The sequence below is a fragment of the Salicola sp. AFF1 genome (assembly GCF_056783195.1).
In genome coordinates, this window is the sequence record NZ_JBXAYL010000004.1 from 127,026 (window position 1) to 152,516 (window position 25,491).

At 60.3% G+C, this 25,491-nt stretch carries 25 protein-coding genes; 11 read left to right on the top strand and 14 right to left on the bottom strand.

Features of this window, described 5'->3' with window-relative positions; translation table 11 throughout:
- Positions 1-8: 8 nt before the first annotated feature.
- Positions 9-992, bottom strand: coding sequence for a calcium/sodium antiporter (locus AC1RQI_RS04140; protein ID WP_481903772.1), 984 nt, complete (start codon positions 990-992; stop codon positions 9-11).
- A gap of 120 nt (positions 993-1,112) precedes the next feature.
- Here AC1RQI_RS04140 and mlaD point away from each other — a divergent pair, with 120 nt between their 5' ends.
- The 8 genes from mlaD (at position 1,113) to AC1RQI_RS04180 (ending at position 7,771) form a co-directional block, all read left to right on the top strand.
- On the top strand, positions 1,113-1,562 hold the full coding sequence (gene mlaD / locus AC1RQI_RS04145; protein ID WP_481903819.1) for an outer membrane lipid asymmetry maintenance protein MlaD: 450 nt from the start codon (positions 1,113-1,115) through the stop codon (positions 1,560-1,562).
- 35 nt (positions 1,563-1,597) lie between these two features.
- Positions 1,598-2,293, top strand: a complete 696-nt coding sequence (locus tag AC1RQI_RS04150; protein WP_481903773.1) for an MlaC/ttg2D family ABC transporter substrate-binding protein — start codon at positions 1,598-1,600, stop codon at positions 2,291-2,293.
- Positions 2,294-2,404: 111 nt separating this feature from the next.
- Positions 2,405-2,650, top strand: a complete 246-nt coding sequence (locus AC1RQI_RS04155) for a BolA family protein (RefSeq protein ID WP_481903774.1) — start codon at positions 2,405-2,407, stop codon at positions 2,648-2,650.
- 28 nt (positions 2,651-2,678) lie between these two features.
- A complete protein-coding gene (gene murA, locus AC1RQI_RS04160; RefSeq protein ID WP_481903775.1) occupies positions 2,679-3,941 on the top strand; it encodes a UDP-N-acetylglucosamine 1-carboxyvinyltransferase in 1,263 nt (420 codons plus the stop codon).
- 23 nt (positions 3,942-3,964) lie between these two features.
- A complete protein-coding gene (hisG, locus tag AC1RQI_RS04165; protein WP_416635628.1) occupies positions 3,965-4,609 on the top strand; it encodes an ATP phosphoribosyltransferase in 645 nt (214 codons plus the stop codon).
- Between the two features lie 10 nt (positions 4,610-4,619).
- Positions 4,620-5,927, top strand: a complete 1,308-nt coding sequence (gene hisD, locus AC1RQI_RS04170; RefSeq protein WP_416635247.1) for a histidinol dehydrogenase — start codon at positions 4,620-4,622, stop codon at positions 5,925-5,927.
- Positions 5,928-5,936: 9 nt separating this feature from the next.
- Positions 5,937-7,013, top strand: coding sequence for a histidinol-phosphate transaminase (gene hisC, locus AC1RQI_RS04175; RefSeq protein ID WP_481903776.1), 1,077 nt, complete (start codon positions 5,937-5,939; stop codon positions 7,011-7,013).
- Complete coding sequence (locus tag AC1RQI_RS04180; protein ID WP_481903777.1) at positions 7,010-7,771, top strand: Nif3-like dinuclear metal center hexameric protein; 762 nt, start codon at positions 7,010-7,012, stop codon at positions 7,769-7,771. Before hisC ends, AC1RQI_RS04180 begins: the two co-directional genes overlap by 4 nt.
- 13 nt (positions 7,772-7,784) lie before the next feature.
- Here AC1RQI_RS04180 and AC1RQI_RS04185 read toward each other — a convergent pair whose 3' ends face one another.
- The gene (locus AC1RQI_RS04185; RefSeq protein ID WP_416635242.1) at positions 7,785-8,252 is read right to left on the bottom strand and encodes a Z-ring associated ZapG family protein; all 468 of its coding nucleotides are present in this window, start codon (positions 8,250-8,252) and stop codon (positions 7,785-7,787) included.
- A 184-nt stretch (positions 8,253-8,436) separates the two neighbouring features.
- On the opposite strand from AC1RQI_RS04185, the gene zapE reads away from it, so the two are divergent.
- The 3 genes from zapE (at position 8,437) to AC1RQI_RS04200 (ending at position 12,988) form a co-directional block, all read left to right on the top strand.
- Positions 8,437-9,561, top strand: a complete 1,125-nt coding sequence (zapE, locus tag AC1RQI_RS04190; protein ID WP_481903778.1) for a cell division protein ZapE — start codon at positions 8,437-8,439, stop codon at positions 9,559-9,561.
- Positions 9,562-9,773: 212 nt separating this feature from the next.
- Positions 9,774-11,573, top strand: coding sequence for a DUF1302 domain-containing protein (locus tag AC1RQI_RS04195; protein WP_481903779.1), 1,800 nt, complete (start codon positions 9,774-9,776; stop codon positions 11,571-11,573).
- Positions 11,574-11,629: 56 nt separating this feature from the next.
- Positions 11,630-12,988 (top strand): DUF1329 domain-containing protein, encoded by a 1,359-nt coding sequence (locus tag AC1RQI_RS04200; RefSeq protein WP_481903780.1) that lies wholly within the window; start codon positions 11,630-11,632, stop codon positions 12,986-12,988.
- A 51-nt stretch (positions 12,989-13,039) separates the two neighbouring features.
- Here AC1RQI_RS04200 and AC1RQI_RS04205 read toward each other — a convergent pair whose 3' ends face one another.
- The 12 genes from AC1RQI_RS04205 to pilB form a co-directional block, all read right to left on the bottom strand.
- Positions 13,040-13,969 carry an acyltransferase gene (locus AC1RQI_RS04205; RefSeq protein ID WP_481903781.1) on the bottom strand — a complete coding sequence of 310 codons (930 nt, stop codon included), beginning with the start codon at positions 13,967-13,969 and terminating at the stop codon, positions 13,040-13,042.
- A gap of 98 nt (positions 13,970-14,067) precedes the next feature.
- On the bottom strand, positions 14,068-14,961 hold the full coding sequence (locus AC1RQI_RS04210) for a glucosaminidase domain-containing protein (protein ID WP_481903782.1): 894 nt from the start codon (positions 14,959-14,961) through the stop codon (positions 14,068-14,070).
- A 48-nt stretch (positions 14,962-15,009) separates the two neighbouring features.
- Positions 15,010-17,103: a hypothetical protein gene (locus AC1RQI_RS04215; RefSeq protein WP_481903783.1), complete on the bottom strand. Its 2,094-nt coding sequence runs from the start codon at positions 17,101-17,103 to the stop codon at positions 15,010-15,012.
- Positions 17,104-17,195: 92 nt separating this feature from the next.
- Positions 17,196-17,777, bottom strand: coding sequence for a YfaZ family outer membrane protein (locus tag AC1RQI_RS04220; protein WP_481903784.1), 582 nt, complete (start codon positions 17,775-17,777; stop codon positions 17,196-17,198).
- Positions 17,778-17,851: 74 nt separating this feature from the next.
- Positions 17,852-18,556 (bottom strand): tRNA (N6-threonylcarbamoyladenosine(37)-N6)-methyltransferase TrmO, encoded by a 705-nt coding sequence (tsaA, locus tag AC1RQI_RS04225; RefSeq protein ID WP_416635234.1) that lies wholly within the window; start codon positions 18,554-18,556, stop codon positions 17,852-17,854.
- Between the two features lie 2 nt (positions 18,557-18,558).
- A complete protein-coding gene (locus AC1RQI_RS04230; RefSeq protein WP_481903785.1) occupies positions 18,559-19,560 on the bottom strand; it encodes a hypothetical protein in 1,002 nt (333 codons plus the stop codon).
- Between the two features lie 65 nt (positions 19,561-19,625).
- Positions 19,626-20,312, bottom strand: coding sequence for an LrgB family protein (locus tag AC1RQI_RS04235; protein WP_416635232.1), 687 nt, complete (start codon positions 20,310-20,312; stop codon positions 19,626-19,628).
- Positions 20,309-20,653, bottom strand: a complete 345-nt coding sequence (locus AC1RQI_RS04240; protein WP_481903786.1) for a CidA/LrgA family protein — start codon at positions 20,651-20,653, stop codon at positions 20,309-20,311. Before AC1RQI_RS04240 ends, AC1RQI_RS04235 begins: the two co-directional genes overlap by 4 nt.
- A complete protein-coding gene (gene coaE, locus AC1RQI_RS04245) occupies positions 20,650-21,267 on the bottom strand; it encodes a dephospho-CoA kinase (protein WP_481903787.1) in 618 nt (205 codons plus the stop codon). The genes AC1RQI_RS04240 and coaE overlap by 4 nt, the downstream gene beginning before the upstream one ends.
- A gap of 1 nt (position 21,268) precedes the next feature.
- Positions 21,269-22,159 (bottom strand): prepilin peptidase, encoded by an 891-nt coding sequence (locus tag AC1RQI_RS04250; RefSeq protein WP_481903788.1) that lies wholly within the window; start codon positions 22,157-22,159, stop codon positions 21,269-21,271.
- Positions 22,160-22,170: 11 nt separating this feature from the next.
- Positions 22,171-23,388: a type II secretion system F family protein gene (locus tag AC1RQI_RS04255; RefSeq protein WP_481903789.1), complete on the bottom strand. Its 1,218-nt coding sequence runs from the start codon at positions 23,386-23,388 to the stop codon at positions 22,171-22,173.
- Between the two features lie 3 nt (positions 23,389-23,391).
- Positions 23,392-25,125, bottom strand: coding sequence for a type IV-A pilus assembly ATPase PilB (pilB, locus tag AC1RQI_RS04260; protein ID WP_481903790.1), 1,734 nt, complete (start codon positions 25,123-25,125; stop codon positions 23,392-23,394).
- Between the last annotated feature and the right edge of the window lie 366 nt (positions 25,126-25,491).

The following is a 25,491-nucleotide window of genomic DNA, read 5'->3' on the forward strand; positions in this document are numbered from 1 at the left end:
GGTTCTCCTCAGAGTGCAGACAGCGTTGCCGCTGGTACCGGCGCATCACCCGTAACCAGCAGTGCAATGTAGCCAATATAGAACGCCAGCAGTATACCACCGCCAACGCGGTTCAGCCGCCCCTGACGGTGATGGATAATGGCCAGTGCCGACAATAGGAGGGTGGTTGCCACCATGGCGCCGTAATCACGTGTCATGGCTTCCTCGTTAAGTGGAATGCCTGTGATCAGCGCCGGCACAGCAAGGACCAGGAGCAGGTTGAACAGGTTGGAACCGATCAGGTTCCCCAGCACCATGTCGTGGCGGCCCTTGAGGGCGCTGGCTATGCTGGTCGCCAGTTCCGGCAGGCTTGTGCCTACAGCCACCATTGTCAGGCCGATTACAAGTTCGCTTACGCCCAGAGCCAGTGCAAGCTCGACTGCTCCCCAGACCAGGAGTCTGGAGCTGGCGAGCAGGAGGAGGAGTCCGGCTGTGAGCTGAAGCGCCAGAAAAGCGGAGGAGCGGTTGTCGTGGGGTTCTGGTATTTCCTCCGCGAAGAGGTTTGCGGCCTGGCCAAAACGAACCAGCAGGGTGAAGGTTACGCCCAGGATGGCGAGCATGGCGAGGCCATCCATGGCATCCAGGTGATCGTCCCGGAACAGGAGCCAGCTGCCTATGGTGACAATAGCCAGTAGCGGCAGTTCAATGCGCCGGGTAGGTCGGGCCAGCGCCACGGGCGCCAGCAAGGCGGTGGTGCCAAGCACAAGGCCGAGGTTGGCGATGTTTGAGCCAATGGCGTTGCCCACGGCAATATCGCCCGCATCCGTGATGGCGGCAGTGACCGAGACCAGAACTTCCGGGGTTGAGGTGCCGAAAGCGACCAGGGTGAGCCCGATCAGCATCGGGCTCATGCCGAGTCGCCGTGCGATGTCGATAGCGCCGGTGATAAACTGGTCGGCGCTCCAGACGAGCAGGGTCAGGCCGAGCAGGACCGCAAGCAGGGCGGTGACCATGATGTAAGGCTCCCTGGGTTGTGGGCGGAAAACTGGCGTCGTACTGTATCCGCTGGATGGCGCTTCGTACAGTCGGGCGCTGAGGAGACGACCCAGGCAGGAGTGGCGATCTTATTGCGTATGCAACGTCTCGTGTTTTTCGCCCTGGGGAGCATGGCCACTCTGGTGGTGTTGATGATGGCGGGGTGGCAGGTTCCGCCCCAGGGCAGTGCCGGCCCGGATGCCGATGGTTACTACACCCTCTATGCCGAGTTCGCTGATGCCGGCACACTGGCGCCAGGTGCCCGCGTTACGGTAGCCGGTGTAACCGTGGGAGAGGTAACCGACGTCCAGCTGGATACACGAGGGTACCGCGCGAAGGTTCGGATGCGCATCAGGGAGAGCCTCGATAACCTGGGCATCGACAGTGTCGCCGTCATCATGACCGCGGGGCTTGTAGGCGAGCATTACATCGAGATCTCTCCCGGCGGTCACCCGGAAACACTGGCGGATAATGACTATATCGAGGACACGCAGTCGGCGATCAATGTTGAGACACTGATCCGTCGCCGAATGGTAAGCCCGCGCTGAGGTTGGCGCGGCCCTACAGTGAATAGGAGGAAGTAGTGAACAGAACCCGATTTCTTACCCCGGCCCCCTTGCTCTTGAGCCTGGTCATGGCGCTTCTGGCGATGCCTGCGGCGTCGGCCTCCTCGAAGGAGGAGGCGTTGAAGGACTATGTGCGCGAAAACAGTGTGCGTCTGGTGGATCAGCTGGTCGAGATCCGGGATCTCTATGAGTCGGACCGCGAGGCGTTCTACGAGGCCATGGATGACGCGCTTGGTGAGTTCGTTGCTTTCCGGCGTGTGGCGGCCCGCATCATGGGCAAGTATGCGCGCCAGGCCACACCTGAGCAGCGGGACGAATTCGTGCGCGCTTTCCGCCGCAGTCTCTACGATGCCTATGGGGGGGCTGCGGTCAGTATCGACAGTAGTGACTTTGAGCTGGAAGTGGACAGCGTTGAGATCAATCCCCGGCATGAGGACCGTGCGACCGTTAACCTCTCCATCATCACCAACTCGGGCGAGCGTTACGGGGTGGCCTACTCCATGTATAACCCGGATGACGGCAACTGGCAGGTTGAGAATGTCATTGTGGAGGGTGTCAACATGGGACTGGCCTTCCGGGACCGGTTCCAGCAGCAGATGCAGGCTACTGACGGCAATGTCAGTAAGGTGATCAATGAATGGTCAGCGGATGTTGAGGATATCGAGGGTCTGGAAAGTGCCGTTGACCAGGAGCAGGAAAATGACAGCGGGTGAGTCGCTGCTGAGGATGCACCGTGTCAAGTAGGCGTCATCTGGTCTATAATCGCGCCCCCGGCGCGGTTCCCGCGCCGACCCTAGTAACCGCCGTAGATAATGGGAGTTTGGATGCAGGCTGAAGAGGTTCAGAAACGGCTCGCGGAAGCGCTGCCTGACTGCGAGATTGAAGTGCAGAATGATGGCAACCGGTTTCTGGTCGTCGCGGTGGGGGAGCGGTTTGCAGAACTTAATCGGGTGAAGCGCCAGCAGTTGATCTACGGGGAGCTTGATGATCTGTTGTCGGAAGGCACCATACACGCCCTGACCATCCGCGCCATGACGCCGCAGGAATGGCAGGCGCGCCAGAAGCAGTGAGGGTGGCCCAGAGCCCCGGGAGCATACTGTGGATAAACTGCTGATTCAGGGCGGGCAGCCGCTGCATGGCGAGATCCGGATTTCCGGCGCCAAGAACTCGGCACTGCCCATACTGGCGGCAACCCTGCTGGCTGACGGCAAGGTGAGCGTGGGCAACCTGCCGCACCTGCATGATGTAACCACCATGATCGAGCTGCTCGGCCACATGGGCATTGAGCTCATGATTGATGAGCGCATGAGCGTTGAGGTGGACTCAACCACGATCAAGGACCTGACCGCTCCCTATGAGCTGGTCAAGACGATGCGTGCCTCGATACTGGTGTTGGGCCCCATGGTGGCCCATTTCGGGGAAGCGCATGTATCGTTGCCGGGCGGCTGCGCCATCGGGACCCGTCCGGTGAACCTGCATCTGCAGGGGCTGGAGCAGATGGGCGCCGAAATCCAGGTGGATAGCGGCTATATCCACGCTTACGCTCCCCAGCGGCTCCAGGGCGCGCGCATCTTTCTGGATACGGTGACCGTCACCGGCACCGAGAACCTGATGATGGCGGCGGCGCTGGCCGATGGTGTCACCATCCTGGAGAACGCCGCACGCGAGCCGGAGGTGGTGGATCTGGCGGATTGCCTCAACGCCATGGGCGCGGACGTTCGCGGGCAGGGAACTGCGACCATAGAGATTCATGGCGTTGAACGGCTCAAGCCCTGTCATTACGAAGTGCTTCCAGACCGGGTTGAAACCGGCACCTACCTGACCGCGGCGGCCGCCACTCAGGGCCACGTCCTGCTCAAGGATACGCGCGAGGATATCCTGAAAGCGGTGTTGCTCAAGCTTGAGGAGGCGGGTGCCGAGGTGAATACCGGTGCCGACTGGATTGAGCTGAACATGCATGGCCGTCGCCCCAAGGCGGTGAACCTGAGAACCGCGCCTTACCCAGCCTTCCCGACGGACATGCAGGCGCAGTTCGTGGCGATGAATTCAGTGGCTGATGGCACCGGGTCGGTGACGGAGACCGTCTTCGAGAACCGTTTCATGCACGTGCAGGAACTGATCCGCATGGGCGCCGATATCGGCCTGGAAGGCAACACCGCCATTGTGCGGGGCGTTGACCGGCTTACAGCGGCGCCGGTCATGGCCACCGACCTGCGTGCCTCCGCCAGCCTGGTGATTGCCGGGTTGGTGGCCGAAGGCGAAACCATGGTGGATCGCATCTATCACATTGACCGGGGTTACGAGTGCATTGAGGAAAAGCTCCAGTTGCTGGGCGCTACCATCCGCCGGATGCCTTCATGACCTCTGCAGACACTGACAGGACTATGTCGGAACAGCTGACCATTGCCCTTTCCAAGGGCCGTATTCTGGAAGAAACGCTGCCACTGCTGGCCGCGGCGGGGATCGAGCCCGAGGCTGATCCCGAGAAAACCCGTAAGCTGGTGTTTGAGACCAGCGTGCCCGGTGTTCGGCTGCTCATCATCCGCGCCACGGATGTTCCCACTTATGTGCAGTACGGTGGGGCGGACCTGGGCGTGGCCGGTAAGGATGTGCTCATGGAGCATGGTGGTGACGGTCTTTACGAGCCGCTGGATCTGGGCATTGCCAAGTGCCGTCTGATGACCGCGGGCGTGACCGGCCAACCGGTCCCCGAGGGTCGCGTGCGGGTGGCCACCAAGTTTACCCGGCTGGCCCGTGAGTATTACGCGGCCCAGGGCAAGCAGGCGGATATCATCAAGCTCTACGGGGCGATGGAGCTGGCGCCTCTGTTGGGGCTGGCAGATGAGATCGTGGACATCGTTGATACCGGCAATACCCTGAAGGCGAATGGGCTGGAGCCGCGTGAGACGATTGCCGACATCAGCTCCAGGGTGGTGGTCAGCCGGGCCTCCATGAAAATGAAGCATGCCTGGATTCAACCGATTCTGGAGCGCATGGGCGAGGCCGTCGCCCGCAAGCAGACGCAGTGAGGGAACAGCCATGAGTGAACTGTCCATTACCCGGCTCAATACCGCTGATTCCGATTTTGATGCGGCGCTGCGGCGCCACACGGAATGGGAAGAAGGCGTCGACACCAGGGTTCGCGAGACCGTGGCCGATATCCTGCATCGGGTGCGGAAAGAGGGTGATGCGGCGGTTCTGGCGTACACCGCGACGCTGGATAACCTCCAGGTTGCCGCCGTGAGCGAGCTGGAAGTGGCGCGTGAACGCATTGATGCGGCCATGCACGCCATTACCGATGACCAGTTCCAGGCCCTGGAAACCGCTGCAGACCGGATACGGCGCTATCACCGTGAGCAGCTGCCCGGTGACTGGTTCTATGAGGAAGCTGATGGCACCCGGCTGGGCCAGCGTGTTCTGCCCGTGGATCGTGCCGGCCTTTACGTGCCCGGCGGCAAGGCGGCCTATCCCTCATCGGTGCTGATGAACGCCATTCCGGCCAAGGTTGCCGGTGTTGCGGAGATCGTGATGGTGGTGCCAGCACCGGGCGGTGAGCTGAACGACCTGGTTCTGGCGGCGGCGCGCGTCGCGGGCATTGACCGCATCTACACCCTGGGAGGCGCCCAGGCGGTTGCAGCACTGGCTTACGGTACCGAAACCGTACCGGCGGTGGATAAGATTGTTGGGCCGGGCAACATCTATGTGGCGGAAGCCAAGCGCGAAGTGTTCGGGCGCGTTGGCATCGACATGGTGGCCGGGCCTTCCGAGATCCTGGTGATTGCTGATGGCCACACTGACCCGGACTGGGTGGCGATGGATCTGTTCTCTCAGGCTGAGCACGACGAGCAGGCGCAGGCCATCCTGGTATCGCCCGATGCCGACTATATCGCCCGGGTTGAGGCCAGCATGGCGCGGATGCTGCCGGAGATGGAACGGGCGGACATCATCCGTCAGTCGCTGGCCGACCGCGGGATGCTGATCCAGTGCGCGTCTCTGGAAGAGGCAGCGCGGGTGAGCAATCGGGTTGCCCCGGAGCACCTGGAGCTGTCACTGGCTGACCCGGACGCCTTGCTTGGCGAGATCCGCCACGCTGGGGCCATCTTCATGGGGTCATGGGCAGCCGAGGTGATGGGGGACTACTGTGCGGGCCCGAATCACGTTCTCCCCACCAGCGGCACGGCCCGCTTCTCATCCCCCTTGGGCGTCTATGATTTCCAGAAACGCTCTTCGGTGGTGCACTTCTCGGCGGCGGGCGCGGATCGCGCTGCCCGTTGTGCCTCCGTGCTGGCCCAGGGCGAGGGGCTGACGGCGCACGCGCGCTCGGCCGAATACCGTATTCGCGACTGAGGAGCGATCATGAGCCGGTTCTGGAACCAGCGGCTGCAGCAGCTTACGCCCTATGTACCAGGGGAGCAGCCGCGGATGAGCAACCTCGTTAAACTGAATACGAACGAACATCCGTTCGGGCCAGGAGAGACTGTCACTGAGGCGATCCGTGAAGTCGCGGATGAGGGCCTGCGTCTGTATCCGGATCCGGATGCGACGGAGCTGAGAGCGGCCATCGCGGGTTGGTTTGGGCTGGAAGCCTCGCAGGTCTTCCCGGCCAACGGTTCGGACGAAGTGTTGGCGTTCATTTTCCAGGGGCTCTTCCAGCCGGCCGAACCAGTACTGTTCCCGGACATCAGCTACAGCTTCTACCCGGTGTACTGTGGTCTCTACGGTCTGCAAAGCCGCGCTGTCGCGCTGGATGACCAGTTGCGGATGCCGGTGGACGCGTTCCAGCCGCCCAACGGTGGCGTCATCTTCCCGAACCCCAACGCACCCACAGGCCGTTTCCTGGAGCTGGAGTCGGTGGAACGGATCGTGGCCGCCAACCCTGATCGGGTGGTGGTGATTGACGAGGCCTATGTGGATTTTGGCGGTGAGAGTGCGGCCCGGCTGATTCCGGACTATCCTAATCTGCTCATCACCCAGACCCTGTCCAAGTCCCGTTCGCTGGCTGGTCTCCGGGTCGGCTATGCGCTGGGGCAGCAGCACCTGATCGAGGGGCTGGAGCGGATCAAGAACAGTTTCAATTCCTACACCCTGGACCGGTTGGCCCAGGCCGGGGCGACCGCCGCCTTCCGGGATGAAGCGGGGTTCCGGGCGGGGCGGAAGGCGGTGATCGAGCAGCGCGAACGGCTCAGCAGTGGCCTGGAGGCCCTGGGTTTCGAAGTGGTACCGTCCAGGGCCAACTTCGTGTTCTGCCGGCATCCGGCGTTCAGCGGTGAGGCATTGGCGGAACGGCTTCGGGATCGCCACATCATCGTGCGCCATTTCAACAAGCCCCGTATTGAACAGTACCTGCGCATCACGGTCGGCACCGCAGAGCAGATGGATGCGCTGCTGGCTGGCCTTGATGCCATTATCAACGGTGGAGAGGTTCAGCCATGAGCACACCACAGCGGGATGAACTTGTCGCGACCATGGATCAGTGGCTGCGGCCGGAACTGTTCCGGGACTACTGCCCCAATGGTCTGCAGGTGGAAGGGCGTGAGCGGGTGAGTACCGTCATCTCCGGGGTGACCGCCAGTCAGCGCTTCCTGGAGCAGGCCATTGAGGCTGGCGCGGACATGGTCCTGGTGCATCACGGCTATTTCTGGAAGGGGGAGGATCCGTGCATCCGGGGCATGAAGCAGCGCCGCCTCCAGCTGTTGATCAACAATAATGTGTCGCTGGTGGCCTACCATCTGCCGCTGGATGCGCATCGGACCCTGGGGAACAATGCCTGTCTGGCCCGGACCCTGGGCGCATTCGATGGCGTTCCGGTGTCAGACGACCCCTGTGAGCTGATGTGGACAGGCACCCTGGATCAACCCCTGACCCTGGAGGCGCTTGCCTCCCGGCTGAAGTCACGCCTCGACAGAGAGCCGTTGGCCATCGATGGTGGCCCGGCCTCGATCCAGCGGATCGGCTGGTGCAGCGGCGGCGCCCAGGGCATGATCGACCGCGCGGCTGCCTTGGGGGTTGATGCCTACCTTTCAGGCGAGATATCCGAACCTACAGTACACAGTGCCCGCGAACAGGGTGTTCACTATGTGGCTGCGGGTCACCACGCAACGGAGCGTGATGGGGTTCAGGCGCTGGGGGCGGCGCTTGCCGAGGCATTCGGCATTGAGCACCGCTTCATTGAAGACCCCAGCCCGGCTTAGCCCGGGCCAGGGTTCAGGATGATGAGGGGCGCGAGGCTTCCCTGGCTTCCGTTTTGTTGAGGCCAAAGTCCTCGGCGAGCATGCCGTTGTCATCGCGTGTGTTGCGCGGGGCGTAATCGCGTGGGGGTTCAACTTCGGACTCGTCGTTTCCCTGCCCCTTATAGCCCAGCTGATGATCCCTCTGAACCTGCTCCAGTTCCTCGCGGGCATCGGTTTCCGTGCAAAGCCGTGATGCCCCCTTGGCAAGGTGCTCATGGACGTCCCGGTAGGAGTCATTGAGCCGCCGGAAGAGCTCCGCCGTCTCCATGAAATGTTCGTTAACCTGGGCTTGATAGCGGGTATGTTCGCTCTGGAGCGCATCCAGTTGTTGCGCGAGCCGGCGCTGGCGCACATTGCGCCCGCCCGTAACCCGGGCGATCCCCCACCCCAGAGCGAGGCCGATCACCAATGCCGCGATACCAACGGCGAGCATGGATTCCATAAAAGCATCCTTCTGTTGCCGGGAAGGCGCTGGTCAACAACCAGCCATGACAGCGTCATGATATGACAAAGCGAGCCCCGGCAACAGACCCGTCCGGTGGTGGAAGCCGGCTATTGCAACGGATTTGGAGGCCAGAGGTTAAATCCGGATAATGGCGCCTTCAAATGGCAATTGTGAGGCACGCATGAGCGCCAGTGATGCAGCTCCATCCTCGGGGCCAGAGGCCCGGTACCGGGAAGACCAGAAGCACGCCGGCTTCCAGCGAGACGCCGCCCAGGAAACGGCTATACGGCATCTCCAGAGTCTGTATGAGGCGTTGGTGGCGGCTGAGAAAAAGCGCAGCAGCCCTGGCAATCGACTCAAGCGCAAGCTCCGGCGCGGGCGCGAAGAGCCGGTGACCGGGCTTTATTTCTGGGGCGGCGTTGGTCGCGGCAAAACGTACATGATGGATCTGTTCTACGATGCGCTGCCGTTCCAGCGCAAGCTGCGCGTGCACTTTCACCGCTTCATGCAGCGGGTTCACCGTGAGCTCGCGGAGCTGGAGGGGTACAGCGACCCGTTGGACACCATTGCCGCCCGGTTTGCGGATGAGTGCCGGGTCATCTGCTTTGATGAGTTCTTCGTCTCCGAGATTGGCGATGCCATGATTCTTGCAACCCTGCTGGATGGACTGTTCCGCCGGGGGGTGACACTGGTGTGTACGTCCAACATTGAGCCTGACGGCCTCTACTGGAATGGGCTTCAGCGTGCCCGCTTCCTTCCGGCGATTGATCTGCTTAACCGGTACACGACGGTCCTCAACATTGACGGTGGGGTGGATTACCGGCTTCGCACGCTCGAACAGGCGCAGCTGTTCCATTCACCGTTGGGCCCAGAGGCCGAGCAGAGCCTGCTCAGAAGCTATGAGGAACTGGCCCTGATGGGGAGCGACCAGGGCCAGGACCTGGAAGTGAATGGCCGTATCATCCATGCTCGCCGGCATGCCGATGACGTGGTCTGGTTCGAGTTCAGCGAGCTGTGCGATGGACCGCGCAGCCAGAATGACTACATTGAGCTGGCGCGTGAGTTCCATGCGGTTATCCTGTCCAATGTGCCGGTGATGGGGGCGGAATCGGACGACCGGGCGCGGCGGTTCATTAATCTTGTGGATGAATTCTATGACCGCTGTGTGAAGCTGATCATTTCGGCCGAGGCGCCGATCCCGGAGCTCTACACCGGGACCAACCTGGCGTTCGAGTTCGAGCGCACGGAGTCCCGGCTGCTGGAAATGCAGTCCCATGACTATCTGGAACTGCCCCACAAAGCCTGAGGTCTCCCGGTTACGTAACGCCATCCCGCTGCGCCGGGGGCGTACTGAGCCTGGCCGTTCCCTGTGAAGGTCAGCTGCGGCCAGCAACTGCAGCCATGATCACAAAAATCTGACGCATGACATTGGTGGAGTTGCTGTTTTGCGTCTATATTGGGGGTTAATCTGCGGTAACAATACCTGAGCAGCGATCCAGACAAACGGAGTAGCGTTCAATGACAAAAACAATACGACAGCGGCAACACTGGGTGCGGATGCCTTTGGCCGCGGCCGTTGCAGCCGGCTTTTCCATGCCGGCCAGTGCCTTCACCTTTAACGTGGGCGATGTGGAAGGCGCTTTTGATACCACGCTGACCGCAGCGGCCGGGTGGCGCACGGAAAGCCCTGACAAGGACTTCATCGGTCAGGGTAACCTGCCTGGTGTGCCTGCGGGGTCCAGAACAGGTTCATCCACCATCAACTATGATGATGGCAACCAGAATTTTGACGCGGGTGACACCTATTCAGAGATCGTGCGTGGCACCAGTGAGCTCTACCTGAACCAGAACTTCTATGGCGATTACCTGAGCCGGCTGGGCGGTTTTGTCCGGGGCCGGTACTGGTACGATTTCCGGATCAAGGATGATGAGTTCAAGCGTGATGGGCGTGAAACCATCAGCGAGGACGGCAGGGACAACGCCTCAGGGGGAGAGCTCCTGGATGCGTATGTCTGGGCGGACTGGTATCTGGGTGATATCCCGGTCAGCGTGCGTTATGGCAATCAGGTCTTCAACTGGGGGGAGAGCACCTTCATTCAGGGTGGGATCAACGCCACCAACCCGATTGATGTTGGCGCCATTCGCTCCCCGGGAGCTGAGCTCAAGGAAGCACTTCTGCCCGTTGAGGCTCTATTCACCTCAATAGGGTTGACCCAGTCGCTTACGTTCAAGGCTTATGCCCAGTTTGACTGGGAGCCCACCGAGATTGATGACTGCGGTACCTTCTTCAGCACGAACGATTTTACAGCTGATGGTTGCGGACCTGTTTATGCGCTTGGGGAAGTGAACGAGGCCACGGCGGAGGATCTTGGCGCAATCCTTGACCGCGAAGGAGATCATCGTCCCGATGGCGAAGATCAGTTCGGGGTGGCCCTGCAGTGGTATTCGCCGGAGCTGGGCAACACTGAATTCGGTCTCTATCACGTGCGTTACCACAGCCGGCTTCCTTATGTGAACGGGCGCGTTTCCGGGCCGAATAACCCCCTGCCCAACTACGATATCGGCTATCCGGACGACATCAAGCTGTACGGGATCAGCATGAACACCAACATCCCGGGGGGCTGGTCACTGGGGGGCGAATACAGTTTTCGTGAGAACATGCCCCTGCAGTGGAACGCCTTTGAACTCATCACCGGGGGCAACCAAGCGCCTTACTCCAAACTCTTCCAGAAGCGTACGGAAAACACGCCCGTTTCCGAACTTGAGGGTGAGCGTGTTAAAGGCTATGACCGGTACAAGGTCTCCCAGGCGCAGGCAACCTTCATCAAGTTCTTTGACCGGGTGTTCGGCGCCAGTCGTCTGAATTTTGTGGGGGAGGTCGGCATGACCTATGTCCATGACCTGCCTCCCAAGTCGGAAGCGCGCTACGGTCGGTCCGGCATCTGGGGCATCGGTGAGTTCGAAGGGTTTGGCACCTCCTGCGAAGAGCAGAACATCAATCCCAGCAACTGTACGAACGAAGGGTTTGTAACAGATTTTGCCTGGGGCTATCGCATGTCGGCGACGTTGACGTATAACAATGCGATTGCTGGTGCAACACTGAAGCCGTCCCTGTCCTGGTCCCATGACGTTGAAGGTTATGCACCGGAACCCGGCGGTGCCTTCGGCGAGGGCAACAAGGCCGTGGGGCTCGGAGTAACGGCTAATTACCAGAGCAACTATGAGGCGAGTATTGAGTACACCAGCTATTTTGGTGGTGACTACAACGCGATCTCGGATCGGGACCACGTAACAGCGAGCGTCTCATACGCGTTCTGATGGTGATGGGTTCAATCGCTTGCTGTACCACATTAGCCTTGTGAGGTAGACAACCAATGACATTGAAAATGAATGCCCTGGCCAGTGGCATCCTGTCACTGGCAATCGTCGGATCCCCGGCGCTTGCTGCGGTCTCCGAGGATGAGGCCGCCAAGCTGGGTAATGAGCTGACTCCGATTGGTGCCAAGAAAGCGGGCAATGGCGATGAAATACCAGCCTGGGACGGAGGCCTGACCGAGGCGCCCGATCGTTATAAGGGAAAGCACTACCTGAACCCGTTCCCAGACGACGAGCCTTTGTTCGTCATCGATCAAAGCAACGTTGACGAGTACAAGGATCGGTTGAGCCCGGGGCAGGTCAAGATGATCCGGGAGTACGACGACTATAAGATGCCGGTCTACAAGACCCGTCGTACCGCGGCTTTGCCGGAGAAGATCTACAAAAAGGCACAGAAAAACGCCACCAGCACAACCCTGGTTGAGGGCGGGAATGGCCTGGAGAACTTCGATACCGCTGTGCCCTTCCCGATCCCGGAGAATGGCCTTCATGTCATCTGGAACCACATCACCCGCTATCGCGGTGGGGCCGTGAACCGTAATGTGCATCAGGTAACGCCTCAGGAAAATGGCGACTACACGCCTGTGCACTTTGATGAGGAACTGACGTGGCGGACGGCGCTTCAGGATTATGAGCCCGGCAAGAACTCGAACGTTCTGTTTTACTTCAAGCAGCAGATCAAATCACCGTCCCGCCTCGCGGGCAACGTACTGCTGGTGCATGAAACCCTGAACCAGGTTAAGGAGCCGCGCCGGGCGTGGGTCTACAACGCGGGCCAGCGCCGGGTGCGCCGGGCGCCCCAGGTGGCCTACGATGGGCCGGGCACAGCATCCGATGGTCAGCGTACGTCGGACAATCTGGACATGTTCAATGGTGCTCCGGATCGTTACAACTGGGAGCTGAAAGGGAAAAAGGAGATGTACGTTCCCTATAACGGCTATAAGCTGGACGATCCGTCACTCAGTTATGATGAGCTGCTCAAGCCCGGTCACATCAATCAGGAATACGCCCGCTATGAACTGCATCGGGTCTGGCACGTGACGGCCACCCTCAAGGAGGGCGAGCGCCACATCTACGCCAAGCGTGATTTCTACTTTGACGAGGACACCTGGGCCGCCGTGGTTGTGGACCATTACGATGGACGCGGTGAGCTCTGGCGCGTTGGTGAGGGCCACCTCATGCCGTTTTACGATGTGAAGGTTCCCTGGTACGCGTTTGAAGCCCTTTATGACACGCTCAACGGCCGCTATCTTGTGCTCGGCCTTACCAATGAGATGGATGACCCCTATAACTTTGGCATAAAGCGCCGGTTCAAGGATTATACTCCGGCCGCGCTGCGGCGTTCCGGTCGCCGCTGACTTCTGGTGATCGGGAAAGGACTGATCAAGCCCCGCATACGCGGGGTTTTTTTACGTTTCCGTGCTGGCTTGTGACGGGGCCGCCGTCCCTTCGTCTTTCATGCGGTCAATCAGCTCGTCTTTCCGGGTCCAGAGCTCGCTCACCCACTTCTGGAACGCGATCCGGAATTCCCGGTCGTTCTGGTAGTCCCGTCCCAGGAACTGCTCGGGAATCCGTTTTTCATCAACCCGGATAATGACCCGTTTGGTGCGGCCGCAGAGGTAATCCCAGATGCCGCCCGGCCCATCCGGATAGACGATGGTGATATCAAGCATGATGCCCATCAGGTCGCCCATGGCCCCCAACAGAAAACCGGTGCCTCCGGCGCGGGGCTTGAGGAGATTGCGGTAGGGGGAGTTCTGTTGCTCGTGCTTTTCGGGCGTGAACCGGGTGCCTTCCATAAAGTTGAACACGGCCACCGGGGTGTACTCGAATTTTTCGCAGGCTTTGCGGGTGGTCTCCAGGTCCTTGCCCTTCAGATGGGGCTTCTTCATGAGTTGCTGTTGCGTGTAGCGTTTCATGAAGGGGAAGTCCAGCGCCCACCAGGCGATCCCGAGCAAGGGAACCCAGATGAGTTCCTTTTTCAGGAAGAACTTCATGAGCGGGATGCGGCGATTGAGGATGGCCTGCGTCACCATGATGTCCGCCCATGACTGATGGTTGCAGGTGACGAAGTACCACTGGTCGCGGCGCAGGTTCGCGTTGATCTGAACATCCCACTCAATGCGGTTCAGAAGCCGGATGAAGAAGCTGTTGCCCTCAATCCAGAGGAAGGCGATGGCATTGAGCCCCCTGGTGCACTGTTTGCGGACTGCCGTAATGGGGATGATCAGCTTGAGAATGGCCAGCAGCAGAAGCAGTGGGTATCCGACCAGAGTGCTGAGAAGGATCAGCAGTATGCAGAGTGTGCCCTTGATCGGTGCAGGAAGGAAATCCAGCATTTTGACGACCGCCTGTCCAGTGAATGGGAAATGCGTTGACGGTCGCCATTATACATTGGCTGTCGGTTGTGCCAATTTATGAGCGCACAGATGTTGGCTCAGTTGCCAAATCGGGTCCGGTAGTCGGTGACGAGGACATTGAGCTGGTCCAGCGGATCCTGCGCTGCCAGGAGCCTCTCGAGCCTTTGGTCGTAGTTGGAGAGGTCATTGGCACGGATCATGGCACGGATTTCGTCCACGTACGCTTGTCCCCGTTCCGAGTAGGCCTTAAGGCCTCCCGCGAGTGTTATCCCATCCGGGAACTCGTTCTTGCCTCGCAACGCCCTCCGGCGCTCCCGAAGTCCTCTGTAGGCGTTGTGGCGGTTCAGGTTGGTTAGATAGCTCCGGATGGAATGGTAGGGGGACGGGAAGGCCTCCACTTCGTGGGTCTTGCCTTTAGAGCGGCTGCCGGGCACGAGACCGCATCCCTTGGTGAAGCACCATTGCCCGAACAGGTTGTTCCCCTGGGTCGCAAAGCGGCTGGTGCCCCAAGCGGATTCGTTGGCGGCCTGAGCGAGAACCAGGGACGGGGGCACAATATCCATGCGCCGCTCAAGGCCGTCGATCAGGGCCGCTGGTGTTGATCCACTAACCCGTAAGCGCGTGGCATGGGTATTCAGCCACTGCCGTTGATCCTCGTTGAGCTTTGGTTGCTTGCGCAGCTGTGCCAATTGATGCCGGTTCGCCTGAATGCGCAGGTTGGCAAGGGCGACGCGAGGGAAAAGGTAGCCGAAGAAAGCCTCTTTTTTCTCGGATACGACCTTGTACTGCGAAAAATCGGGCAGGGGGGTGCCCGCCCAGTCGGGCTGTGGCTCGCTTTTCAGCAGCCCAGGTGCCGCGGCCATAGGGACGGGGCGCTCAAACGCCAGCTGGCTGGCAACCAGGCCAGCGGCAAGGGCGCCAATCGTTAAAACGGCCACCAGACAAAGGGCTGGTGCAGCGCGCAGCTCCATGAATACCTCCGCATTTGCCACATTCTACGCGGCGCATTGGAATTGGGATCAGTTGGAACAACCCGCCGCGCCATCATCCCTGAAGCCTAGCAGGAAACCGATGCTCTGGTCAGTCCGGGTGATCATGATCAGGGTATCGCCGCCGTCCGCGGCAAATCCATTGAAGTCCAACCCTGTTGAGCCACAGTCGATGTTGAAGGTGCCATCATTGTGCTCGGTCAGTGGGCAGTTGCTTTCAGATCGTTCATCCCTCTGCGCTATGCTCAGGGTATCCGATCCCTGATCGTATCCCGTTGTGTGGCTTGAAGCGTTGAAGTCAGCAGTGGTCCCGAGTTGCAGACAGGCATGGTCATGCTGGGTGAGCGTGTTGGCCTCGCTGATACTGAATCCCTGGACCCTGTAAGTGGGGGTCCCGGAGGGAAGCTCGTCCGAGGCGCCAGGCTTATAGGCAACCCGGAAAAGTGAGCCGCCACGGCTGTTAGTCGATGCAGGGCGCGAGGAAGCGCTGATCCAGCGTTCATCGGCGGAGACAGCGGCGTTGGGGATGGGGTCTGTTGCCGAGTTGCGTTCCTGGTTCGCTGCGTCATAGTTGAGAGAGAGATGCCCCCTGAATGTCTCCGGGGCATCATCGGGGGTTTCTCTGGGGCGGACAGGGTTGAGAGCAAACCCGCCAGAGCTGGGCGATGGCTTGCCGTGCAGGGACCAGGTCGTTGCCTGGGTCTCGGTGCCCCGGTTGCCTTTCAGGTTCCAGCTTCCAAGGCTGGCGTTGGCCAACGCCACATTGCCCGCTTGGCCGGGCTTCAGTTCAAAACCTGCAAACCGGTACGTCGAGCTGGAGCGGAAGGCGCTTGCGTCATCCCATTCAGACAGGTTGATCTCAATAGTCGCAATGGCTTGTTCTTCACGGATCGTCTCCCGTTCATAGCCACTGTCTTCTGAGCCGGACAGACCCCAGCCCCGGGCGGCATGGAAGTAGCTGCTCAGCATCGCCTGGGGAGGTTTGCCCTCAGCCCTGTGGGCGCCTGCGCGGTAGACATGGGGGTTGGGAGCCCAGCCAATGGGCTGGGGGTGTTCATGACTGATGGTCTGAAGGACGGGGCGGAGACTGGAAAGCATCATACTGCCTCCGTTCTCCGCATCCCGGGGGGTAAAGAGCTGGTTCGCCTGGGTACTGTAACTCCTGAAGGCGTCATCCAGTGGGGAATCAAAGGAGCGGCGCTTGCGGGGAATGTCGACAGTGCCCAGCGACAGCTCGATCCCGAGTTGTGGTAGCGGGATATCGCCAATCGAGTAGTGGGGGTAGGTGTAGGCGGTGCCGTTGGCCCTGCTTACGCCCCGGTTAAGTGTATGGGTGGCCCAGAAGCCACTGGCCCCGGCATTCAGGCTGACGCCGTACTGCACGGTGTTATAGCTCGGTGCGATTGGGTCGTTTTTGTCGCTGGTGTCGCTGGTAAGGGACGCCGCCTTCTGGCCCAGCAGTGTTTCGGTGTGATCAAGGAAGGCCATGAAATCCGCCCGCTCCCTGAGCGCGGCTTCCCCTCCGGAGACATCAATCTCAAAGGCGTGTACGCGGTCAGCTACTGGCTGCCAGAGCAGATCATAAGTGCAGGCCACCTGGTTGCAGCTGTTGATGGCGTTGATCCGGCTGGTGGATAGATCCGAGACGACCTCTTCGATCAGGACCTCGGACATCGGGGTCACAAAAACGTGCCCGCATTCCGAGGCCACGGGAGCCCTCATTGTCCTGCCGTCCACGGAAGCCTTGATAGCAAGATCGATCCCGCGTGGAACGCCGTTTTCAAAGGTAACGATGAGGCTGTCGTCAGTTGTTTCAGAGCTCAGGGGCTTCGAGCGCGGGCCTCCGATCTCAACCAGGCGCAGGTCGGCCTGGGTTGTATTGCTCAGGCTGCTGCCTTTTTGGGCACCCGGGCCGCTGGCCGGCGTTTGGACACTGACCAGCAGCTGATTGTCTTCGAGGTTACGGGTGCTCTTGCATTGCAACCCCGAGCCCTCGTCCTGGAAGTCGGGGGGATCACTGATGTCGAAGGAATTCTCATCGCTCACAGACGGATCCCCGCTGCCACAGGCGGTCAGGGCGAGGCTGATGATTGTCAGGAGTAGGGGGGAGAGGCAGGCGCGCATGGAGGACTCCGGAGCTGCTGTACCTGTTGGACGATCGCCATGCGAGTCTAGCCAAGCTCCGGAACCTTTGCCGTGAACCAGTCCGGGTTCTTTCAGAAGAGGATGCGCATGCCGCCAATCACCCCTTCCTCAAACCGGTAATCGTCATCGCCCCGCCGGTCGAGGTCCGCGCCCACGTAGCGGTAGCCGGCAAACACTTCCGCATTGCGGATCAGGTGATAGCTCACGGTCGCATCCGTATGGCGCATGCCGTCAGCATCGCCGTAGGACAGGATCGATGGCGACATGTAGAGGCTGCCGCCCAGGGAAAGGCCGGGTACTTCCGGGATGTTCATGCGCACAAAGGCCCCGGGCGCGGTTGCACCGCCATCGATGTCATGGTCACTGTCGTCGAAGTACATGTTGCGCACGCCCAGTCCCACCGTCATGGGCACGTTCTGGATGGCCGTGCGGCCCTGGATGTGCAGGTCAAGCGTGGCAAGGTGACGGCTGCCCTCGTGGTAGGTGTAGCCCACACCGCCACCGAACTCGTCATGGCGGTCTGTCAGGCGGTATTCACCCCGTACTGAGTCATCGGTCAGGCTCAGGTCCAGGCTGTCGGCCTGTACAGGGGTCACCAGTGTGGCGAGAAGAGCCGTGCCGAAACAGGCTCGGATCGCTCGGTTGTATGGCATAGAGAGCTTGTACTCCTGTCGGTAACCATTGTGACTCAGTGGGTCATGATAGTGTTACCGGCATCGTTCCACAATTACGCGTTCTCAAGCCGTTCAACGATACAGGCGCCGTTCTGGACGGACCAGTGGATGTCCAGATCGTGAAGGCGAAGGGCGTAACGCCGTTGTGGGTCCTCCCTGTGATAGGCCGGGCGCGGGTCCTGGCCGAGGACCTCTTTGATGAGCTCGGGCAGCTCGGGGTACAGGGGCTGAAGCTGCTGTAACCGTTGTGCCGCACCAGTGGTGAACTGCACCTTGAGACTTGGGGCGGGGGCTTCGTTGGCCCAGGCGCCGGTTGCTGTTGCAGGCGCATCGCACCAGGGCAGGAAGGGTTTGATGTCGACGACTGGGGTGTTGTCTACCAGGTCGATCTCGCTGATCGCCAGGCGCAAGGCACCGTTGCGGTGATTCAGCCCCTGGTTGCGCACCAGGGAAAGGCCAAGGCGGTTGGGGCGGAAAGGCGAGCGGCTTGCGAACACGCCGACCCGTGTGTTGCCACCCAGCCTCGGGGGCCGGACCAGGGTGGAAGGCGGATGATCCGCTGGTACCTGGTGGAACAGGAATGTGACCCAGACGTGGGAAAAGGCCTCCAGGCCCCGGAACGCGTCTTCAGAGTTCCAGGGCGGATGCAGTATGACCTCGCCCCGTGCGTGCGGGCAGAGTGACGGCTGGCGGGGCACGCCGAACTTGTCCGGGAAGCAGGAGTGGATGGTTCCAATCGGCTTGATCATGGTCTCCATGGTCACTGGAGGTCCCCGCTTGTTGAGAAGAACATTTCAATGCGGAAGGTCAGGGTTGCTTCCGGCTGGAAGTCCTGCTGGCGACGGTAGCGCAGCGATGACACGACTTCGCCATACAGCCAGTTGTCGTGGAGGCGCTTGCGGTAGACGGCATCCGTGAAGTATTCCGTACGGGCCCAGTTATCGAAAGAGTTTCCCAGGACCCCAAGGCGCAGGCGCACAAAGTGGCGGTTCCGGTAGCGGCGCTGCACACGGAATACCTGCGCCAGCTCGAAGCCACGCTTACGGTGTACCCAGCGCGCTTCCGATGAGGCACGAAACTGCCAGTGGGGGCCCAGCCAACGGTGGAAGCCAAACCAGGAACGGCTGATCCATCCTTCCTGAAGATACCACATCAGCCGCTGATCAACGCGCAGCCGCCAGTCATCGTCCAGCTGCCAGTCGGACCAGGTGCGGGCCCGGGCGAACAGTTCCGGGGGCAGGTGGAGTCGTGCGCCCAGGTCGGTACTGGCCTGCCAGCGGTCTGATAAGGGCGACAGAAAACGCAGGGCGCCTGAGGTGAAGCTGGTTTCTTCCTCTTCTTCCGGCGACAGCGTGCCGCGTTGCTTTTGGTCCGAGAGGGAGGCTAGATCATTGGCATCGCTCTCAACAACGATGCGGAGCGCTTCTTCCGAGGTTGGCACGTCCAGCTTGAAGCGCGCTTCCGGCTCATAGCCCATCCGGCCATCTTCGGTATAGCGGTTGAATGCACCCAGCCGCAGGTAGCTGTCATTATCCTGGGCTACCCAGGTTTGACCGGACAGGGTGCGGTCAATGCCCTGGCCCAGGGCTTGCACGTGACGCGAATGGATGCGCCGCCGCCGCACGACCCAGTGGCCCAGATGGTCCAGCCAGTTATCCTGGGGCTCCAGGTAGCGGGGGCCGTCCCACTCAAAGAAATCCGGCGGGAGATCCTCAATGGTCACCCTGTCGGGCGGCTCTGAGGCGGGTGGCTGTGTCTGCATGGCGCCAACTGGGCTGGCGTAAGCAACGGCCAGGCTGATCATGCCTATGAGAGCCCGCAACCGTGTCACGGCATCAGCAGCCCCAGGCCAATGGCGGTATAGAGGCCCATAAGGCCGATGGAGAGCGCGGAAAAAGCGCCTGCTTCCTTGCCCATTTCAAAGGCACGGGCGGTGCCCACTCCATGACCGATCATCCCCATGGCACAGCCCTGGGCCGCGGGGTGGGTTACGCCCGTCAAGCGCAGTACCGGGCTGCCGAAAGCCGCGACCAGAATGCCGGTCACCATGACAAAACCGGTGGCCAGTGGTGGGTAGCCGCCTATGGATTCGGTCACGGAGATGGCCATGGGCGTGGTGATGGATTTGGTGGCCATGGACAGCAGTGTTGCCCGGTCGGAGCCCGTGAGCCAGAGAAGGCCCGTGGCGCTGCCCACTGCCACCACCCCGCTGACAGCCAGGGTGACCATCAGTGGCACCAGATGACGCCTTATGAGGCCCAGGTTCTGGTAAAGCGGCAGCCCCAGCGCCACGGTGACGGTGCCGAGCATGAAGTGGATGATGCTTGCGCCTTCCATATAGGTGCTGTAGTCCAGATCCAGAACCAGCAGTGTGCCTCCAACAATCGCAATGCCGGAAACCACTGGCTGGAGGAAGCTGGGCTTGCCACAGATGCGATACAGGCCATGGCCGGCGAGATAGGCCAGCAGGGTCAGTGTGATGGCAAAGTGGGGCGAATTGAGGACAGTATTCATCGACTCAACCATTGCATCAGATGGGCGGCGGTGAGGAAAGCGACCAGTGTGCCCAGCGTCAGCGCCAGAGTAATACCGAGTGCGTGTTGCATGAGCAGGCCGCCCACGGTCACGATGCCGGCACCGGCCGGTATGTAGAACAGCGCCATGTGGCTGAGCAGATGGCGCGCGGCTTCGTTCTCTGGCTCATGGCCTCCGCCGGTCAGTACCAGATAGACAAAGAACAGGATCATGCCCGAGATGGGGCCAGGCAAGGGCATGCCGGGAATCTGCTCCAACGCCAGGCCGGCGAGCTGGAACACCAGGATCAGCGCCAGGCCGGCAACCAAGCTGCCCTTCATGAAAGGCGGTCTCCGGAGACCTCGGCGGCCATGGCCAGCAGATGCTGATGCAGGCCGGCCACAGCGTCCCGAACCCGCTCCAGGGGCTGGTCATTGTCGATGACGTTGCCTGCGGCCGCGAGGCGCTCCTGCCGTGGCATCTGGGTGGCAATGATGCGCTCCACCTGATCCCGATCATTGCCATCACGGCTTATGGTGCGCTGGAGCTGGGTCTCGTGACTGACGTCCACCACGATGATGTGCTGGCAGAGCCTATACTGCGCCGTCTCCAGAAGCAGGGGAGACACCAGGAGCTGGTAGGGGGAATCGGCCTCGGCGAGATAGTGTTTCAGGCGCGCCTCGATCCGTGGATGCAGCAGGGATTCAAGCCACTCGCGTTCTTCGTCATCGCTGAATACGCGCTGGCGCAGAGCGGCCCGGTCCAGGGTGCCGTCCTGCGTAAGAATGCCCTCACCGAAGTGTTGCCGTATGGCGTCGAGTGCGGGCTCGCCGGGAAGCACGACCTCCCGGGCAACATCGTCGGCGTCAATCGCAAAAATGCCATGGTCCCGGAACAGCTCGGCAACGGTGCTCTTGCCGCTGCCGATGCCGCCGGTCAGGCCTACTACAAACATCTTATACCCTTATCGTGGCCAGCCAGAGATCCAGAAGCTCCGGCCCGTACCAAAGGGCAATGACGCCTGCGGCGGCGAGGTAAGGGCCGAAGGGGATCGGTATGTTGCGATCATGCCCGCGAACGGCAATCATCGCAATGCCCACAACGGCACCCACGAGACTGGAGAGCAGTATGATGGTCGGCAGCATGGTCCAGCCCAGCCAGGCGCCCAGGCCAGCCAGAAGCTTGAAGTCCCCGTGCCCCATGCCTTCCTTGCCGGTCAGCAATCGGAACAGGTGGTAAACGCTCCAAAGGCTGAGGTACCCCGCAACAGCGCCCCAGAAGGCGGCCTGCAAGCCAACCTGGCCAAGACCCAGCGCACTGACTACCAGGCCGCCCCAGAGCAGAGGCAGCGTGATGCTGTCGGGCAACAGAGTGGTTTCAAGATCAATGACCGTCAGGGCGATCAGGGCCCACAGGAAGGGAAGCGTCACCAGTGTTGCCTGGCTGGGGCCAAGGATGGGGACCGTCAGCACGGACAGTACGGCCGTCAGCGCCTCGATGACCGGGTAGCGCGCCGGGATGCGGGTATTGCAATGGCGGCAGCGCCCGCGCAGCAGCAGCCAGCTGATGACCGGGATGTTGTCTAGGGCGCGGATGGTATTGCCGCATTCCGGGCAATGGGACTGCGGGTAGGCAATACCGTAAGGGCTCTCCGCCTCGCCGGTGGCTGCGCTTTCACCGGCTTCGCCGAAAAGCGCCTGGCACTCCTGGCGCCAGGCCTGCTCCATCATCCGGGGCAGGCGCAGTATGACGACGTTGAGGAAGCTGCCCACGCACAGTGAGACGAACACCAGGGCTGGCCAGAAGAGCCAGGGGGTGTTGAGAAGCGAATGGGTCAGGTTCTGCAAGGCTATGGCTCTTAGACGGCGGAGCCCATCTGGAAGATGGGGAGGTACATGGCGATGATGAGGCCACCGACGAGGATACCCAGAACCGCCATGATCACCGGTTCCATGAGAGCAGTCAGGTTATCGACCATGTCATCCACGATCGCTTCGTAGTGGTCGGCGACTTTACCCAGCATTTCGTCAAGATTCCCGGATTCTTCGCCGATTGAAGTGAGCTGTATAGCCAACACTGGGAAGACGTTAGTCTGGCGCATGGCGGTTTGAAGTTGGGTGCCCGAGGAAACCTCTTGTTTAACATTCAGTACCGCATCCCGGAAAACCGCATTGCCTGTAGCACCTGAGACTGAATCCAACGCATCGACCAGTGGCACACCAGCAGCGAATGTTGTGGACAGGACTCGGGCGAATCGGGCTACTGCTGACTGGTCGAGAATCGCACCCACGATGGGCAGTTTGAGCACGTATTTGTCCACAAGGTCGGAAAATCGGGCTGAACGCTTTTTGGCGGTCCGAAACCCAAAAAAGGTAGCGATGATCCCCAACAACACGACCCACCACCAGGCCTGAAGCCATTCAGACATGCCAATGACCATCTGCGTGAACGCTGGCAGATCGGCGCCGAACCCCTGAAACAGGGATTCAAACTGGGGAACCACCTTAACAAGAAGAACAGCCGTAACGATCACCGCAACCACGATGATCGCGATGGGGTAAATCATCGCTTTTCTGACTTTGCGCTTGAGGTTTTCCGTTTTCTCAAGGTAGGTGGCGATGCGCTCCAGCATCGTTTCCAGTGCGCCCGCGCTTTCACCCGAGTCCACCAGGTTGCAATACAACTCGTCGAAGTGTTTCGGGTGCTGGCGCAGGGCGTTGGCGAAGCTGTTACCGGAGGCCACATCGTTCCGGATGGTGATGATGAGCTCCTGAAGCGACTTGTTTTCGAGGCCGTCAGCGACGATGTCAAAGGATTGGATCAGGGGCACGCCCGCCTTCATCATGGTTGCCATCTGGCGCGTGAAGGTGGCGATATCAAAGGGCGTGATCTTTTTCTGGCCGCCGAACAGGGGCTTGCTCTTTTTCTTGATCTTGCCTGGCGTGAAGCCCTGCTTACGCAGCTGAGCTTTAACCAGTGCCACGGAGGCACCGGTTGTCTCACCACTGGTCTTGTTGCCTTTGCGGTCCTTGGCTTCCCAGATGTAGGTGTCGAGCTTCTGTTCTTTGGCCGCCATGCGTTAATCCTTGGTTACACGGTTTGCTTCTTCCAGACTGGTCACGCCCTGCATCACCTTTTCGAGCGCGGACTGGCGTAGGCTGTTAAAGCCTTCATTACGGGCCTGGCGGGCGAGTTCGATGGAGCTGGCCTCGTTCATGATCATGTTCTCCATCTCCTCAGTGACCTTAACCACCTCGAGGATACCGACCCGCCCCTTATACCCGTTTTTACATTTATCACAGCCTGCCGGTCTGTAAAGGGTAAACCCTGTATCAATCTGTTGCTGCGTAAAGCCCTCCTGGAGTAGGACGTCCTGTGGCACCTCATACGATTCCTTGCACTCCTTGCACAGCCGGCGCCCAAGCCGCTGGGCAATAATCAAGCTCACGGAGGTGGCCAGGTTGAAGGAGGCTACCCCCATGTTCATCATCCGTGTCAGGGTTTCGGCGGCACTGTTGGTGTGCAGGGTGGAGAGGACCAGGTGGCCCGTCTGGGCGGCCTTGATGGCGATGTTGGCGGTTTCCAGGTCGCGGATCTCGCCCACCATGATGATGTCCGGGTCCTGCCGGAGGAAGGAGCGCAGGGCCTCGGCGAAGGTCAAGCCAACCTTGTTGTTCACGTTGACCTGGTTGACGCCCTCCAGGTTGATCTCGGCTGGATCCTCCGCCGTGGATATATTGACTTCCGGGGTGTTCAGGATATTCAGGCCGGTATAGAGTGAAACCGTCTTGCCTGATCCGGTGGGCCCGGTGACCAGAATCATACCCTGGGGGGACTTGAGAGCTTCCAGGTAAAGCTGCTTCTGGTCCTCCTCATAACCGAGCTGGTCGATGCCCATCTGGGCGGCCGTGGGGTCGAGTATCCTCAGAACAATCTTCTCGCCCCAGATGGTGGGCAGAGTGTTGACCCGGAAATCAATGGCCTTGGACTTGGAAAGCTTGAGCTTGATCCGCCCATCCTGAGGCACCCGGCGCTCGGAAATATCCATCTGGGACATGATCTTCACGCGGGCCGCCAGTTTATGGGAAAGCTTGATGGAGGGTTTGGCAACCTCGTTGAGGATGCCATCCTGGCGGTAACGGACGCGGTACATCTTTTCGTAGGGTTCGAAATGAATGTCCGAAGCGCCCTGTTTGATGGCATCCAGAAGCAGTTTGTTGACGTATTTTACAATAGGAGCGTCGTCTGAATCGGAATCCGTCGCATCAACCGCATTCTTGTCCTGACTGGCCTCTTCGCCATCGCCTTCAAACTCCACATTCTCAAGTTCCGCATCCCCCCCCAGGTCCTGAGCGGCAGTGTCCTGAGACTCCAGGTAGTTGTTGATGGCCTGGCGCAGACTGCTCTCCTCGACCAGGACCGCCTCGGTGCTCAGGCCGGTGTGAAACTTGATCTCGTCCAAAGCCTGGAGGTTCGTGGGGTCCGCCATGGCCACGAACAGTCGCTTACCACGCTGGATTAGGGGAAGGACGCTGTGAGTGCGGATCAGTTTCTCCGCGACGAGCCCATCCGGCATCATGCCAGTGGAAAAGGCATTGAGGTCCATCACCGGAACGCCGAATTCCATGGCAGCCGAGAACGCAAGGGCCTGGCCGGGGGCCAGTTCGTTCTGGATCAGGTAGGTGATCAGCGGGATCCGGTCCTGGTTGGCCTTGACGAAGGCCTCGCGAGCGATGGATTCCTCTAGAATGCCATCGTCGACAAAGCGCCGGGCCAGGCCGGTCAGGGTGACATTGGAGGGATCTGAGGCCATGGTCTCATCTTGCTGCGTTGGTGAACGGTAAGAGCGCGAATGTGCATTGCTTCTGCTCCTAGATCCGGGAAGTTTAAATGGTCATCTCGCGGAAGGCCAATTAAGGAAGGGGGGGCAGGGTAAAGCTGGGGCGTCATTTTTCGCGCTGAGGGTGACAGAAAGCGTCACTTGCGCTGACTTAGAGTGTCGGTTTGTAGCTTTCCGGGGGTGGCGGTCGGTGGGGCATTATTCTGTAACCGATTGAAATTTATCAAATAAAAAGATTGGGCGGCATTTGGCACAATCACTGCTTTACTCCTGTTAAGGCGTTATTGATAGCGGTGATGCCGCTAGGCGCTGCTTAAGTGAACATAATGACAACACCCC